A 15,076-nucleotide genomic window follows, 5' to 3' on the forward strand; every position below is an offset into this window, starting at 1 on the left:
TCGAAAGAGGTATGAGCGATGAGAAAAGTGCAAATTGGATCGGTCAAACCTGGGGACAAGCTTGCAAAACCGATATTTCAAGATAATGGACGGGTTCTGCTTGGCGAAGGCGTAGAGCTGAATGATCGTTATATAAATCGGCTTCAAAATTTAGGCGTGGATATTGTTTATATTGAAGACGGCATGACAGAGGATCTTATTCCCGAGGATACGCTCAGGGACGAGACCCGCCGGCAGGCGGTGGAAGCGATCTATAAGACGATGAATTCCTTCAAGGACCAGTCGGTTGTAATGAAGGGCAGGGCTATTGCCCCGGATTTGGGACGTACCTTTCGCAACGTGTTTGGCCAGATTATGACGGATTTGACGGCTAGGCCCAACATGATGGTCAATCTGACGAATATTCATGTCGCCGACGCTTATTTGTTCCATCATTCGGTGAATGTCGCAATGCTTGCCGGAGTGATGGGAATTGCGAAGGGTTATAACCGCAACCAGCTGGAGGAGCTTGGCATCGGCGCGCTCCTGTTCGATATCGGAATGACCAAGATCCCGCAAAAGCTGATTGAGAAGGTAGGACCACTGACAGCCGAAGAACGGGTAGTGATGGAGAGTCATACCAAGGAAGGCTTTGATATTTTACGCAAATATCATGACATCTCGGTCGTATCGGCGCATTGCGCGCTTCAGCATCACGAACGTTATGACGGCTCCGGATATCCGCGCCGACTGAAGCGGGACGAGATTCATATGTATGCACAGATCGTGGGAATTGCGGATGTCTATGATGCGCTAACCTCGCCGCGGCCTCACCGCAAGCGGTATACACCTTCCGAGGCGATTGAATTCCTGTTTGCCGCAGGCAATACTTACTTTGATTTTGATCTGATCAAGCTGTTCTGCAAGCATATATCCATATATCCGGTATCAACGACGGTACTGCTCAGCTCGGGACAGGTTGGGGTTGTGTCTCTTAACAGCGAGCTTGCCCTGCATCGGCCAAGAGTCCGGATTATCCGGGAAGCGGACGGCAAGGAACCCGCTTCGCCGTATGATCTGGAATTGAAGGACGAGCTGCATCTGACAATCATCAAGGAATTGTAATTTTGGACGGACGTGCATAGGATTCTATCCATACCAAGCTATCACTCTCTGAATATCCTAATAAAGAATTAGGAGGGAGGGTGACAAATGGCTGCTAGAATAAGACCGACTTTAAAAAGTCCTTCCAAAGGCAAGGGAAAAGTAATTAAAAGAACGGCCCAATTAGCACCTCAGCAATCAGGCCCGATTTTTAGCAGATTGACAATCGTTTGGGTAAACGAGGAAGGGATTCCGTTTAACACTACCGGCTTTTTTGCTAGATTATCCAGAGGGAACACGGTTGTTTCCACCGCGAATTTCGACCGCTTTGGCGTAATTCGCTTCAATAATATTACGACTCTAACAAATGCAACGTTTACGCTCCGGATCTTCCGAAGCGCCGACGGAGCCTTATTCCGTACTAGAACGATTCCATCCGGCGTAGAGACATTTGCCGTTATCGGTTAATTCAATGAACTAGATTCAAAGCGGCTGTGCTAGTTATAACGTGCACAGCCGCTTTTTTATTTCTAATAGGTTAATGTGGCGACCGGAAACATTCAATTAAACATTCAAATGCGTGGTTTGCTTCTTAACCTGACATCCTATGGGACAAGTTTCGAGGTGGATTGCTATATTCTGCGCAGGCCGGTCTTTGAATATCTTGTTTATTAAGGTAAAATAATCGTAATTAGCGAGTTCGGGGGGAGGAACAAGCTACATATGACGGGACATGCACAGCACTTAAAGCTGCCTAAGCTGGAGCTGCTTCGCAGGATTTTGTTTATCACGCTGGGAGCGGCTCTTGTTTCAGTAGGATTGGAGATTTTTTTGGTCCCCAATCACATTATTGACGGCGGGATCGTCGGGATATCGATTATCGTATCCCACCTGACGGGACTGCCCCTGGGTATTTTCCTATTCCTTCTTAACCTGCCTTTTTTGGTGCTTGGCTACAAGCAGATTGGCAAAACGTTCGCGATGTCGACCCTGTACGGGGTAAGCGTGATGTCGCTTGGCACCTTCCTGCTTCATCCCGTTCCGCCTTTGACGGAGGAATATTTTCTTGCCTCGATATTTGGCGGCGTGATTCTGGGGATTGGAGTCGGTATCGTTATCCGTTTCGGCGGATCGCTCGACGGCACGGAGATTATCGCTATTTTGTTTAACAAGCGTCTGCCTTTTTCGGTTGGCGAGATTGTGATGTTTTTTAATTTGTTTATTCTCGGAAGCGCGGGCTTTGTGTTTGGCTGGGACCGCGCGATGTATTCGCTCGTCGCCTATTACATTGCCTACAAGATGATTGATATTACGATGGAAGGCTTCGAAGAATCCAAAGCGGTCTGGATCATCAGCGATGAGGCCAGAGAGATTGGCTCGGCCGTTATGGACCGACTTGGGCGCGGCGTGACGTATCTGCATGGGGAAGGCGGTTTTTCCGGCGGGCAGAAGCGGATTATTTTCTGCGTCATAACCCGTCTGGAGGAAGCGAAGATGAAGTCCATCGTGCAAGAGCTGGATCCTTCGGCGTTTCTTGCGGTTGGCAATATTCACGATGTGAAGGGCGGCAGATTCAAGAAGCGGGATATTCACTAAAGGATAGTTGGGAGAAAAGGGCAGTGGACGAATTTGCAAGCATCCGCCATTGGACTTCGGGGCGGCAAAGCGACAGCTGGCAGCGGGAACGCGGAGTCCGGCTTGGCATTGGAGACGATGCGGCGCTTGTTGACCCTGCCGCTCCGATTGCCGGCGTAGCTTCGCCGTATGAATTCATCATGGCGATGGATACGATGGTAGAGACGGTGCATTTTAACGAGGTAACGATGTCCTGCGAGGATATCGGCTATAAAGCGCTCGCTTCCAACGTGAGCGATATAGCTGCCATGGGCGGCGTGCCGCTTCAGGCGCTTGTTTCGGTAAGCGTGCCGAGGCAGCTAGGGCCGGAGCAGATGCGCCGGCTCTATGATGGATTGTACGCTTGCGCCGAGCAATATGGCGTAGCGGTGATTGGCGGCGATACCACCTCGTCGCCGCAGCATCTTGTTGTCGCGGTGACGGTGATAGGCGCCGTCGAAGCGGGCAAAGCGCTGCGCCGGTCGGGTGCAAAGCCCGGCGACGCGGTTGTATTGACCGGGCCCGTCGGCAAGTCGGCGGCCGGGCTGCATTTCCTGCTCGCGCAGCATGAACGCGGCGCGGACACGCTTGCGGGTGAACGCGCGGCCCAGCTTGTGCAGGCGCACCGCCGCCCGTCTCCGTCGGTACGGGCGGGACGTTTGCTGCTGGCGCGGGGTACTTGCCATTCGCTTAACGACGTAAGCGACGGTCTTGCCAGCGAGGCTTGGGAGATCGCTGAAGCGTCGGGGCTTGCCGTATCTTTATTCGAGCGGCAGTTGCCTCGAAGCGGCAGTATGGCCGCTTATGCAGGCGCGGCTGGCATCGATCCGCTGGAATGGATGCTGTACGGCGGAGAGGATTATGTGCTGCTCGGGACGATGGAGTATGGCGATGCGGCAGCGGCACAGGCGGCTTTCCATTCGGAAGGGCTGCCCTTTTACATCATTGGGGAGACGTCGGCAGGAGAGCCGGCGGTCGAATTAATCCGCGCGACGGACAGAGGCGAGCTGAGGCAGCCGCTGGTTAAACGGGGCTATAATCATTTTGAGCAATAAGCAGGTGAAGAAGATGACGATCGAAGGACAAGTTGTGCTTAACGTATGGAGCGAGCAGGAAACGGCCTTGCTTGCGCAGCGGATTGCGGGGCTTGCGAAACCGGGCACGGTGCTTGCGTTGGACGGAGACCTTGGAGCCGGCAAGACAACCTTTTCGCAAAAATTCGCGAAAGCCATAGGCGTAACGGATATCGTAAACAGTCCGACGTTTACGATTATTAAAGAATACGAGGGGGCTGCGATGCCCTTTTATCATATGGATGTGTACCGTTTGTCTCTGGAAGAGGCCGACGAGCTGGGGCTGGACGATTATTTCTTCGGCGACGGGGTTACGATCGTGGAATGGGCAAGCTTGATTGAAGAGCTGCTGCCGCCGGAGCGACTGGAAATATATATTGCGCATAAGGGCGGCGAGGAGCGCCAGTTCCGGATCTCCGGAATCGGCGAGCCGTATGCCTCTTGGAGCGATGCGTTTTCGAATGAGATGGGAGCAGGGAATAACGATGACTGAACGAATGGATGGACCGGTATTAGCGTTTGATACTTCAACCGCTGCTTTTGCTGCAGCGATCTTGGATAAAGGCCGTATTTTGGGGGATATGCAGTCGCTTGCGGAAAGAAACCATTCCGTGCACGTCATTACCCATATCAAGCAGCTGATGGAACAATGCGGCGTAACGTCCAAGGATGTAGCCGCAATCGCGGTTGGCAGCGGGCCGGGGTCTTATACGGGGATGCGGATTGCGGTTGCTGCGGCAAAAACGCTCGCTTGGGTATGGGGCAAGCCTTTGATCGGCGTATCCAGCCTTGAGGCGATCGCCTACGGTGGCTGGCATCAAGCGTCAGGCAGTCCGCTTGGTGCAGCTTCTGCTTCCGGAGCCGGCACAGGCGAAGACTGGGTACTTCCGATTATGGATGCCCGGCGCGGACAAGTCTACACGGGCGGCTACGCGATGTCGGCAGATGGCGAGTGGAGCGGCTTTGCGGCGGACGGCGTAAGACTCATGCATGACTGGGTGGACCGGATTGCCGGAGAAGCGGCACGGCAGCAGGGGCAAATAAAACAGATTTGGGTGATTGGCGATCTGGCGCTGCACCGGGAAGAAGCAGAACGGCTTCAGGCATTATGCGTGGCAAATCAGTCCGGAACGGAAGTGCATCTGCTGCCGTATGAACTGGAAGGCCGCGCGGTAGCCTGGCTTGGCCGGGAGCGTCTGCTAAAAGGAGAGATTGCGGATACGCATGGATTGACGCCTAACTATACCCAGCTGGCTGAAGCGGAAGTAAATCTTCGCGCCAAGCAGCAGGGGGAGGCGAAGTCCTGATGCTGTCCGAACTTGTTTTTCGTTCCATGACGGTGGCGGATATCCCGTCTATCGTTGCGATTGAACATGAGGCGTTTGCCACTCCGTGGACGCCGGAAGCGTTCAAAAACGAGCTGACGAGCAATATGTTTGCGCGTTATATGGTGATGGAGCATGACGGCCAAATTATCGGCTACGGCGGGATGTGGGTTATTGTGGACGAGGCGCATGTCACTAACATTGCCGTGCGCGCCGATCATAGGGGCCAAGGGCTTGGAGAGCGGCTTTTAACCGAGCTGCAGCGGACGGCGGCTTTTTTCGGCGCCAACAAAATGACGCTGGAAGTACGCGTGTCCAACGAGATTGCGCAGGGCTTGTACCGGAAGCTGGGCTTTAAGCCTTCCGGCATCCGTCCGGCTTATTATTCCGATAATAACGAGGACGCGTTAATTATGTGGGCGGATCTCAATTCCTATCAGCCTGCAACAGAGGAGCAAGAATGGTGAGCACAACAAATCAGGATGCCGTCATACTGGCGATCGAAACAAGCTGTGACGAAACTTCGGTCGCTGTCGTACGCGGCGGTAAACATATACTATCCAACGTGATCTCGAGCCAGATCGAGATTCATAAACAATTCGGCGGCGTTGTCCCCGAGATCGCATCGCGCAAGCATGTCGAAGTCATTACGCTTATGATCGAGCAGGCTATAGAGGAGTCCGGCCTTACGCTTCAGGATATTTCAGCGGTAGCCGTCACGCAGGGTCCGGGGCTTGTAGGGGCTTTGCTGGTTGGGATCGTTGCGGCCAAAAGCCTTGCGATGGCGCTGGACGTGCCTTTTATCGGGACGCATCATATCGCGGGTCATATTTATGCCAATCAGCTTGTTCATGAGCTGGAATACCCGTGTATGGCGCTTGTCGTTTCCGGCGGGCATACGGAGCTTGTTCTGCTGGAGAGCGAAGGCAGCTTCCGCATGATTGGCCGTACCCGCGACGATGCGGTTGGCGAGGCTTACGACAAAGTAGCAAGAGCTTTGAAATTTCCATATCCCGGCGGACCTCATATCGACAGGCTTGCTTCGGAAGCGGAGGCGGTCATTGAGCTGCCGCGCGCATGGCTGGAGCCAGATTCTTATGATTTCAGCTTCAGCGGCTTGAAGTCTGCCGTCCTTGCGGTTATCAATCAGACGAACATGAAGGGCGAAACGCTGGATGCCGGCGCTCTTGCACGCGGATTCCAGGAGTCGGTGACCGAGGTGCTCGTCGAAAAAGCGCTTCGCGCCGTCCGCGCCTTTGGCGTCAAGCAGCTGCTCTTATGCGGCGGCGTAGCGGCGAATAAAGGGCTGCGCACAGCACTCGCTTCGCGCTGCGACAAGGAAGGCGTGCCGCTCTTGGTTCCGCCGCACAAGCTCTGCACGGACAATGCGGCCATGATTGGCGCCGCGGCCTTTTTGAAATGGCAGAAGGGTGAATTCACTTCGCTGGATATGAAGGCGGAGCCTAATTTCTCGCTGGAGGGCTGGGCTAAGCCATCCGTCTCTTAATAAATATTTTTGTTTTTATTTTAATTCTTGGAATTGACAGAATATTTGTTGGAGAATATAATGGGTACCAATAGTTCAAACTTCATACTGTGCAAACGCTAAGAACAGGAGTAGTAAGGCTAATCCGGGTTTAGAGAGCTGCGGGAAGGTGCAACGCAGTCGAAGGATACCTGAAACTCGCCTGGGAGCGGAGCAGCGGATAAGCGCGGCCGGCCATGGATAGCCCGCAAGTACGTTGCTACGGTTAACCCCCGTAACAGGGTGCGCATTCGTCAACATCCGGAGTTGGCAATGTGCCTAAGGTGGACATTCAAAGCTGTTTAACTTTGCAGCAGTAGATGTCAACAAGGGTGGTACCGCGCAGGTTAATGATAGCCTGTCGTCTCTTGATTTCAAGAGGCGACAGGCTTTTTGGTGTCTTTGAACTAGGATTGGGAAGTTTTCAAGTTACGCACAGACGAATAAACATACGCTATTTCATATACAAAACGCTGGGAACAGGATCAGTAAAGCAATAGAGCGGGTACACAGCGCAATTGAGGAATCAGGCAGAGCCTGATCGAAGCAATTGCCGCTGCAGAGAGCTGCGGGGTGGTGCGACGCAGTCGAAGCTTAAGCTTGAACTCGCCTGGGAGCGGAATGATGGAGGCCGGCCGGCTGCTTAATAGCAGCAAGAGCTTATGGCGAGTACATCGTTACGGTAAACCTCCGTCATCGGGTGTTCAAGCGGGTCGGACCCGCATGAAGCTTAAGTTTAGCCAGCACGGCTCGGCTGCTTCATGAAGGTTCCGGCCAATGAGAGTGGTACCACGGCAGCTCAATTACGGGCCTGTCGTCTCTTACACAGAGACGGCAGGCTTTTTTTGTTCCCCAAAAAACACATAACGGAGGGTATTCCCATGAAAAAAATTCAAATCTTCGATACAACTTTACGCGATGGCGAGCAGTCGCCTGGAGCTTCTATTGAGCCTGAACGCAAAATCATTATCGCCCGCCAGCTGGCGAAGCTGGGCGTTGATATTATCGAGCCGGGCTTTGCGATCTCCAGCCCCGGGGAATTTGCGGCTATCCAGCAAATTTCCCGCGAACTGCAAAACGTAGAGATCTGCGGCTTTGCTCGCGCGGTGAAGGTCGACATCGATGCCGCCGTCAAGGCGACGCAGGATGCGGTTAAGCGGCGCCTGCATCTGTTCATCTCTTCCTCGGATATCCATCTGAGCCATCAGATCCGCAAGACGCGGTCGGAAGTCGTTCAGATTGCAAGGGATATGATTTCTTATGCGAAGCAGTTTGTTGACGAGATTCAATTTGCCGCAATGGACTCCACCCGTTCGGACCGTGATTTCGTCATTGAGCTGGTCGAAGCGGCAATTGAATCGGGAGCTACGATTATTAACCTGCCCGACACGCTCGGTTATGCTCTGCCAAATGAAATGGTCGATCTGTTCACGTCGGTACGCCGGCAGGCGCGAGGCGGAGACAAGGTTCGCTACAGCACGCATAATCATAACGATCTGGGCATGGCGGTCGCGAACAGCCTGGCAGCCGTGCAAGCGGGGGCAACGCAGGTTGAGGTTACCGTAAACGGCGTTGGCGAACGGGCCGGCAACTGCTCGCTGGAAGAGCTGGCGATGCTGATCGAGACGCGCAAATCGGCGCTGCAGATCGAGACCAATATCGAGCAAAGCGAGATTTATACGACCTCTCATATGGTCAGCCGCGCGATGCATTATCCGATCGCCTATAATAAACCGATTGTTGGCCGCAACGCCTTCCAGCATGAATCCGGCATTCACCAGGACGGCTTGCTGAAGGACCGCAGCACCTACGAGATCATGGATCCGGAAGCCATGGGAATCTCCCGCAGCATGATCATTCTGGGCCGCCATTCCGGCCGCCATGCCATCAAGCACCGTTTGTCGGAATACGGCATTGCGGTAGCGGACAACGAATTGAACGATGTGTATAACAAATTCAAACAAGTTGCCGACGAGAAAAAGATCGTCACCGATGACGAGCTGATCCGCATTGCAGGCGAAGCGACCGAGACGCAGCCGGATCCATACAAGCTGATGGACCTGCAGGTATTGGCCGGCAGCCAGAAGTCCCGCATTGCTTCGGTTACTATTCGGGACGGAGAGGACGGCCAGGAGCGTTCCTACTCCGGTATGGGCGAAGGGCCATTGGAGGCGGTAATCCACTGTATCCAGCAGGCGATTCCCGTAGCCGCCCAATTCGAGGACCTGGAGCTGCATTCGTTATCGACGGGAGAGGATGCCCACGGCGAAGCGGTTGTAAGCATTATTATCGAAGGCGAACGCTTCCGTGGCACGTCCATTCATAAGGACATCATTTACGCGGCTGCCCAAGCTTATGTCGCGGCCTGCAATCAGGCGGTTATGACAAGCAGAAAACAGGTCATAGAAGAAAATGTCGGTTAATTGGAATAGTTATCCACAAAATCGCGACTGTTGTGCATAAGAGGAAAAAAACGGATAAATACAACGTTTTTCCTGTGCATAAAATTGCGTGCAAGTCGTGGATAGTTTTTACACAGCCTGCCTGTGGATAATGTGTATAACGTGGATAGTCGCAGGGATAAGGAAGCTTTTGTAAGTAATTAGTGACATTAACCTTTACAAATCACGCTTTGTTATCGACAGAATTAACTAACAATTCACGTTTTATTGTGGATAAACCTGTGGAAAAGGTGGACATTTCCCCGAAAGCACGAATTTTGTGCTCTCGGGGCTTTTTTTGTCCATTGCGCCCCCGCAAACCATGCCGCAAAAAAATTGCGTGAATCTGCAGCATGGTTTTCGGTGAAAACACTTTCAGATTCAGGTAAGGTTAAATTACTAGATCACGTTACGGCGAGTAGGTATTCCGGCCTGAATGGAGGAGAACTGCAGTGAACTTAGAGACGGTCATTCAAGTAAACTCGATTTGCAAATGCTATGGTCCGTACAACGCTTTAAATGAAGTCTCCTTTGAAGTAAACAGAGGCGAGCTGTTCGGCATTATCGGGACAAGCGGGGCAGGCAAAACAACCCTGCTGGAGATGCTCATGGGACTTCGCCGACCTGATCAGGGAACGATTGAAGTACTTGGCATGGATGCCATTATGGAAGCCAAGCAGCTGAAGGAATATATCGGAATGCATATGTACAGCAATTCGCTCGTAGACAACCTAACGGTTCGCGAAGCGCTGGAATTGTTTCAATCGTTTTATATCAAACAAAATGACATCGATCGGATTATTGCGGATCTGGAGCTGGAGCCGTACGTGAACAAGCCGGTGAAACGGCTGTCCGGCGGCTGGCAGCAGCGCATCGCGCTTGCTTTCGCGCTGGTGAACGATCCTGAAATCATATTTCTCGATGAGCCGACAACCGGGCTTGATAAGCAGGCGAGAGCCGATTACTGGGCACTGCTTATGAAGCTGAAGAGTCAAGGCAAAACGATCGTTATGGCATCCCATGACATGGGGGAAATGCAAAGGAATTGCGATCGCATTGCGGTGCTGCGCAAAGGAGATATTGTCAGATGCGATTCTCCGCAGCAGCTCATCTCCCAAATTCCAGAGGGCTGTTTTTCGATGGAAGGCGTATACGTTCATTTCGCTTACGCGGGAATGTAGCCTTGCCTAGATGATCCGGCCTAGTTTGAAGGAGGACTTTTGCGCATATGGAGCCTAGAAACGACACCAACGAAAGTCCGTCCGTTCATCGAAGCCAGGTGATAGAGAAGCGCATGGAGATGATTGCCGTGCTGCTCGATAAATTAAATGGGGAGGAGATCGTCCAACAATCCAAAACCAAGAAGCAACCTCAAAAGCGAAAGGGGCGAAATAACGACAAGCTGATGCAAATAGTTGGCGGCATATTCTTTCATCGTATAAGATAAGGATGACACTACCGTGACGGAGGTCAGAGGATGGAAGAACTAGTGCCTATGATCGGGCATGAGATGCTGCGGATTTCCGATAAGTATTTCACTACGGAGCCGCTTCGCGGATATGCCCGTGCTTTTATACGGGAAAAGCAGGCCGAATCGATGAGATTCGGTCTTTTGACCGTGCTTCATTACCGGATGTTCGGAGGGGATTCGGGGCAAATCTATCAGGCGGCCGCGGCTGTGGAACTATTTATTCTTGCTTCGGATATTCTGGATGATTTGCAGGATGGGGACGCGCCGCATCAAGCTTGGTCCCAGGTGCCGCCGGCGGCTGCGATGCAGGCGGCGGCCTCCTTCTTGGTGCTTTCGCAGCAGGCGATGCTGGAGCTGGAGTTCGATCAAGTCTTGCTGCTCCGGGTGGCCCGTATGATGAACGGCCAATTGCTGAAGGCGGCAAACGGGCAAATGCTGGATTTGATAAATGCCGTGACGGACGAGGATTCCTATCTCGCCATGGTTCAGCATAAATCGGCGGCGCTTATCGTATTCGCCTGCATGGCGGGGGTCATGCTGGCAGGCCGGGAATGGCATCCCGTCGTTGCGGAATATGCCGAGGAAGTAGGAATGGCGGCCCAAATTAAAAATGATATTAAGGACCTGCTTCGCTGGGATGACAAGAATGATTTCATTTTGCGCAAAAAGACCCTTCTTACCCTGTTCCTTTTGGAGGAACTGGCAGAAGGGGATCGATGGATTTTGGACTATTTCGAAGGCAGGCTGCAGTCGGAGGATGTCGCAGGCAGGCAGCAAATGCTGGAAGAAGCGTGCGACCGGACAGGGGCGGCATTATACGGCTCGGTGCGCATGAGGATGCATTTTAACCGGTTCCAGGAACTGCTCGAAGAGGTACCGGAGACCGCCTCGGCTAAGGACAAGCTCCTAGAGATTTTCTCCAGCTAGAGCCTTTCTTCACAAACCGCAATGACGATTGCGGAAAATACGGGACATGTTGGCGTTTGCTGTCGAAAGATTTCCTGCTATAGTAGAATCAGAATTTGATTCTACTATAGCAGAGGAGGAATTTTAAATGTTGAAAGATGCTATTCGTTCGCTTGCTGCAAGCAAAGAGAAAATGTCGATGGTGATGGGTGGACAGCTGCAATTGGCTGGCGTATCCGCAGCTGAGCACAAAGCACTCCAAGATGCGCTGAAGAATCAAGACGAGAAAAAAGGTAATTACACGCTGGCTGTTTGGGGCTAATATAGTCATAAAACGACTTCATGCGAGTGCAGGAGGAGATACGATGTTTAGACCAACTCTTAGAATTTCAGCACCTCTCTTCCTGATTACATTCCTCGTCATTTTGCTCTATTTGACCCTTACGATCATCAAGGAGCCTTTTATAGGCGTCGAGCTAGTGCAAGGTTCAAAGGGAGATTATTTCGTGAAAGCTCTCGAGCCTGCCGGACAAGCGATTAGCAAAGGCATCTTGGTCGGCGATAAAATTATTTCCGTGAACGACGCGCCGGCAGGTCAATATAGTAATGTGAAGAAGTTTTTCTCCATTGAGAAATCAGATTCCGTGCTGGTCGAGCACAGTAATAAGGAACAGCAGTTAATAGAGTTTAACCGGGGCTGGTATGGGGATCATTCCAGTTGGGAATGGTTCATTCAGCTGTACATACCGCTTATTTCGCTGATCCTGTTCGCAGGGTTTTCTTCTTTTCTGTATTCGAAAAGGAAAAATGACAGCGCGGCATTGATGCTTATGCTGTTTTTTGCCACGATTGGGTTATGCTATTACTCCTCGGCGGCATCCTATCGAAGCGATCCTGTCGGATTTTCGATTATCTATTTCGTACTCCCTTCAGTGCCGATTATTTTCCTGCAGTTTATGAATCAGTACATGAAGCGGTATAATGTCGTCTTCATCAGCAAAGCCGGATTAATCGGAATGCTGAGCACGTTTGGCGCAGTCGAGTTGGGCATGCTGCTGTATGTCTGGACGGACCTGGTGTCGAACGGCGCGTTTGTCTACATACGGATGTTGTATTACGGTACCTTGCTTATCGGGAATTTCATCTGCATCTATCAGCTCGTTAGAAAGTTTCTGCAGTACCGCAAGACGAAGTTTAATTCGTTATTCAAAATCACGCTGGTATCGCATATCGTGGCGTTTACGCCGTTTACGGCAATGAACCTGCTGCCGCTCTTTATAGGCGGGGGACAGATTTTGCCGGCTGCTTTTACTTCGTTATTTTTGTTTGTGCTGCCGATCGTTTATTTCTATCTGCTCACATCCAATCAGCTCTTTGACATTGACTTTATCCTGACAAGGTTTAAATATTATACGCTTCTGTCCGCACTGCCGGCTCTTCTGCTGACGCTTGCGATTATCGGAGTGCTAAACGGAAAGGCAGACGTATCCTGGATTGGTTACATTCAAATTTTCTTGACTACTTATGTTGTGATGACTCTCTTCTTGTACGTGAAGGAGCAGATCGATCATAAGTTCCGGCCGAAGCTGTTCAAAGCCATGTACAGCTATCAGGACAGCCTGGACCGATTCTCCCGCAAGGTTGCAACCGTGATGAAGAGAGCGGATTTGGAGGCTGTGCTGAAGCAAGAGATCAGCGACCTGCTTCCGGTTAACCGGATTGATTTTGTCCTTGTGGATCAGGCAGACGGCTCCGTGCACAAGCTGGGTGAATCCGACGAGGAAAAAGGAACGTCCTTGTTTCTGCTTCAGGTGGCGGAGTCGCTGCAGGTTGGCGAAATGGTGGAGCTGCCGCATGGCATAGGGCTTGTAATCGGCCGTCAGCGTTCCAAGTACCATGTCGTCTGGATCGGTTCGAAGACGAACCATACCCGGTTCAACTCGGACGAGCTGCGCTGGTTAAAGACGCTCGCGAATTATTCCAGTATTGTCTTTGAGAATCTATACCTGATCGAAGGCCTGATTGAGGACCTGGAATCGGAAGTGCGCAAGGAGCAGACTACCGCCCCTTGGGTTCTGCGGTTGTTGTTCTGTCTGTCGGAGAACGAACGCAGGAAGCTGGCGGCCGATCTTCACGATTCCGCGCTGCAGGACCAGTTAATCTGGTACCGCAAGCTGGAAGGATTGATGAACGATTATCCCATCTCGGACAATCTCAGCGATGAGCTGAACGAGATCAAGGAAGGCTTGCTGGACGTTATTCACCAGATCCGGGAGACCTGCAATGAACTGCGGCCGCCGCTTCTGAAAGAGATGGGCGTCATTGAAGCGGTTGAATCCATCGTGGAGCACTCGCAGATGCGCGATAATTTCGCCGTTGATTTCAGGCCGAAGCCGTTTGCCCATCCGCTTAACGAAGAGCAAATTACAGCCATTTACCGGATCGTGCAGGAATTGCTCAGGAACGCTGCCAAGCATGCGCAGGCGAACCGGGTTACCCTGGAGCTTGAACAGCGGAAAGGAAAAATCTACTTCCGCTACAAGGATGACGGTATCGGGATGGATGTTGATTATATGAAAGCCTCCTTTGAGCATATGGGGCTGTCCGGCATTAAAGAGCGGGTAGCGAGCCTTGAAGGGGAGATTACGTTCCGGTCGAAACGCGGCAGCGGGCTGGAGGTTGTAATCAACTTGCCGGAGACAATGACAACCGGTCGTTCGGAAAGGGGATTATTGCGTGATTCGTATCTTATTAGTTGATGATCATCCTTCCGTTGGCGAAGGAACTAAAACCATGATCGAACAGGATCCTGAAATGAAGGTAACCGTCGTGCTATCCGCCATGGAAGCGCTCGATGCCGTCAATCATGACCCCTTTGATATTATATTGTGTGACCTGAATATGCCGGGAATCAGCGGTCTTGAGCTTACGAAGCGGCTCATTCAGCAAGATCCCGACCGCCGGGTTCTTATCTATACCGGCTATGAGATCAGAACCCATTACAACCTGCTGATTGAATGCGGAGTCTCCGGGTTTATATCCAAGACGGTATCGAGGGAGCAGCTTCATAACAACATCCGCTGCGCGATGCGGGGGGAAGCGGTTATTCCGATAACCCTGCTGAAGCAGCTGCGGCGTAATGAAGTGAAAATTACCCGCGCGGAGAAAGCGATCGAAGAGGTCTCGATTAATGAACGGGACCAGGATATTTTGCAGGAAGTGGCTAACGGCAGCAGCAATAAGGATATCGCTGCCAAGCTTCATATGAGCCAGCGGACGGTAGAGTACAACTTAACCCGTATTTTCGAGAAGCTGAGCGTGCGTTCAAGATCCGAAGCGATCGTAGAAGCCAAACGGCTTGGCCTCATTCGCATGGAGCAATTTTTAACCTAATTGATGCTTACCCCGACTTCTCGCGATTCACCGCCGGTGAGCGTGAAAGTCTTCCTATATGGGATAGCTGCGGCGGAAGCTGCGGAAACGTATCCCCATGATTTGTCTATGTAAGACCACCCTAACTTTTGGTTTCCCTCTCAATGCTTACGCCTATATGGCGTAAGCATCTTTTTTATATAAAACAAAGTATAATTGTATCCATAAGGATTGCAGCGTACATATGAGTGCAGGGTGGAGGCAAA

Annotated in this window: 15 protein-coding genes; all 15 read left to right on the forward strand. The window is 51.8% G+C overall.

The window, feature by feature from the left end:
* The first annotated feature begins 18 nt into the window (after positions 1 to 18).
* The 15 genes from CFI03_RS00225 (at position 19) to CFI03_RS00295 (ending at position 14,831) form a co-directional block, all read left to right on the forward strand.
* The gene (locus CFI03_RS00225) at positions 19 to 1,104 is read left to right on the forward strand and encodes an HD-GYP domain-containing protein (protein WP_116393650.1); all 1,086 of its coding nucleotides are present in this window, start codon (positions 19 to 21) and stop codon (positions 1,102 to 1,104) included.
* Positions 1,105 to 1,191: 87 nt separating this feature from the next.
* On the forward strand, positions 1,192 to 1,551 hold the full coding sequence (locus tag CFI03_RS00230) for a hypothetical protein (protein WP_116393652.1): 360 nt from the start codon (positions 1,192 to 1,194) through the stop codon (positions 1,549 to 1,551).
* A 255-nt stretch (positions 1,552 to 1,806) separates the two neighbouring features.
* Positions 1,807 to 2,679, forward strand: a complete 873-nt coding sequence (locus CFI03_RS00235) for a YitT family protein (protein WP_116393654.1) — start codon at positions 1,807 to 1,809, stop codon at positions 2,677 to 2,679.
* A 23-nt stretch (positions 2,680 to 2,702) separates the two neighbouring features.
* The gene (gene thiL, locus CFI03_RS00240; RefSeq protein WP_116393655.1) at positions 2,703 to 3,752 is read left to right on the forward strand and encodes a thiamine-phosphate kinase; all 1,050 of its coding nucleotides are present in this window, start codon (positions 2,703 to 2,705) and stop codon (positions 3,750 to 3,752) included.
* A 13-nt stretch (positions 3,753 to 3,765) separates the two neighbouring features.
* Positions 3,766 to 4,263 carry a tRNA (adenosine(37)-N6)-threonylcarbamoyltransferase complex ATPase subunit type 1 TsaE gene (gene tsaE, locus CFI03_RS00245; protein WP_116393657.1) on the forward strand — a complete coding sequence of 166 codons (498 nt, stop codon included), beginning with the start codon at positions 3,766 to 3,768 and terminating at the stop codon, positions 4,261 to 4,263.
* Entirely contained in the window at positions 4,256 to 5,077 is an 822-nt protein-coding gene (tsaB, locus tag CFI03_RS00250) for a tRNA (adenosine(37)-N6)-threonylcarbamoyltransferase complex dimerization subunit type 1 TsaB (RefSeq protein ID WP_162862740.1), read from the forward strand. The genes tsaE and tsaB overlap by 8 nt, the downstream gene beginning before the upstream one ends.
* On the forward strand, positions 5,077 to 5,562 hold the full coding sequence (gene rimI / locus CFI03_RS00255; protein WP_116393659.1) for a ribosomal protein S18-alanine N-acetyltransferase: 486 nt from the start codon (positions 5,077 to 5,079) through the stop codon (positions 5,560 to 5,562). The genes tsaB and rimI overlap by 1 nt, the downstream gene beginning before the upstream one ends.
* Positions 5,556 to 6,602, forward strand: coding sequence for a tRNA (adenosine(37)-N6)-threonylcarbamoyltransferase complex transferase subunit TsaD (gene tsaD / locus CFI03_RS00260; protein WP_116393661.1), 1,047 nt, complete (start codon positions 5,556 to 5,558; stop codon positions 6,600 to 6,602). The genes rimI and tsaD overlap by 7 nt, the downstream gene beginning before the upstream one ends.
* Before the next feature lie 899 nt (positions 6,603 to 7,501).
* A complete protein-coding gene (locus tag CFI03_RS00265; protein WP_116393662.1) occupies positions 7,502 to 9,043 on the forward strand; it encodes a 2-isopropylmalate synthase in 1,542 nt (513 codons plus the stop codon).
* 470 nt (positions 9,044 to 9,513) lie between these two features.
* Complete coding sequence (locus tag CFI03_RS00270; RefSeq protein WP_116393663.1) at positions 9,514 to 10,242, forward strand: ABC transporter ATP-binding protein; 729 nt, start codon at positions 9,514 to 9,516, stop codon at positions 10,240 to 10,242.
* Positions 10,243 to 10,289: 47 nt separating this feature from the next.
* Entirely contained in the window at positions 10,290 to 10,508 is a 219-nt protein-coding gene (locus CFI03_RS00275) for a hypothetical protein (RefSeq protein ID WP_116393664.1), read from the forward strand.
* A gap of 30 nt (positions 10,509 to 10,538) precedes the next feature.
* Positions 10,539 to 11,459, forward strand: coding sequence for a polyprenyl synthetase family protein (locus CFI03_RS00280; protein ID WP_116393665.1), 921 nt, complete (start codon positions 10,539 to 10,541; stop codon positions 11,457 to 11,459).
* Between the two features lie 127 nt (positions 11,460 to 11,586).
* Positions 11,587 to 11,760, forward strand: coding sequence for a competence pheromone ComX (gene comX, locus CFI03_RS00285; RefSeq protein WP_015842656.1), 174 nt, complete (start codon positions 11,587 to 11,589; stop codon positions 11,758 to 11,760).
* 43 nt (positions 11,761 to 11,803) lie between these two features.
* Positions 11,804 to 14,197, forward strand: a complete 2,394-nt coding sequence (locus CFI03_RS00290) for an ATP-binding protein (RefSeq protein WP_116393666.1) — start codon at positions 11,804 to 11,806, stop codon at positions 14,195 to 14,197.
* Entirely contained in the window at positions 14,175 to 14,831 is a 657-nt protein-coding gene (locus CFI03_RS00295) for a response regulator (protein ID WP_116393667.1), read from the forward strand. The genes CFI03_RS00290 and CFI03_RS00295 overlap by 23 nt, the downstream gene beginning before the upstream one ends.
* The last annotated feature ends 245 nt before the right edge of the window (positions 14,832 to 15,076 follow it).

Source organism: Paenibacillus sp. ATY16, from assembly GCF_003399985.2.
GTDB lineage: Bacteria > Bacillota > Bacilli > Paenibacillales > Paenibacillaceae > Pristimantibacillus > Pristimantibacillus glycanilyticus.

Excerpts from the sequence above, each read along its gene's own strand:
- tsaE (WP_116393657.1), top strand. The coding sequence starts at position 3,766 with ATGACGATCGAAGGACAAGTTGTGCTTAACGTATGGAGCGAGCAGGAA.
- comX (WP_015842656.1), top strand. The coding sequence starts at position 11,587 with ATGTTGAAAGATGCTATTCGTTCGCTTGCTGCAAGCAAAGAGAAAATG.
- CFI03_RS00235 (WP_116393654.1), top strand. The coding sequence starts at position 1,807 with ATGACGGGACATGCACAGCACTTAAAGCTGCCTAAGCTGGAGCTGCTT.
- tsaB (WP_162862740.1), top strand. The coding sequence starts at position 4,256 with ATGACTGAACGAATGGATGGACCGGTATTAGCGTTTGATACTTCAACC.
- rimI (WP_116393659.1), top strand. The coding sequence starts at position 5,077 with ATGCTGTCCGAACTTGTTTTTCGTTCCATGACGGTGGCGGATATCCCG.
- CFI03_RS00280 (WP_116393665.1), top strand. The coding sequence starts at position 10,539 with ATGGAAGAACTAGTGCCTATGATCGGGCATGAGATGCTGCGGATTTCC.
- CFI03_RS00225 (WP_116393650.1), top strand. The coding sequence starts at position 19 with ATGAGAAAAGTGCAAATTGGATCGGTCAAACCTGGGGACAAGCTTGCA.
- CFI03_RS00230 (WP_116393652.1), top strand. The coding sequence starts at position 1,192 with ATGGCTGCTAGAATAAGACCGACTTTAAAAAGTCCTTCCAAAGGCAAG.
- CFI03_RS00290 (WP_116393666.1), top strand. The coding sequence starts at position 11,804 with ATGTTTAGACCAACTCTTAGAATTTCAGCACCTCTCTTCCTGATTACA.
- tsaD (WP_116393661.1), top strand. The coding sequence starts at position 5,556 with ATGGTGAGCACAACAAATCAGGATGCCGTCATACTGGCGATCGAAACA.
- CFI03_RS00275 (WP_116393664.1), top strand. The coding sequence starts at position 10,290 with ATGGAGCCTAGAAACGACACCAACGAAAGTCCGTCCGTTCATCGAAGC.
- CFI03_RS00265 (WP_116393662.1), top strand. The coding sequence starts at position 7,502 with ATGAAAAAAATTCAAATCTTCGATACAACTTTACGCGATGGCGAGCAG.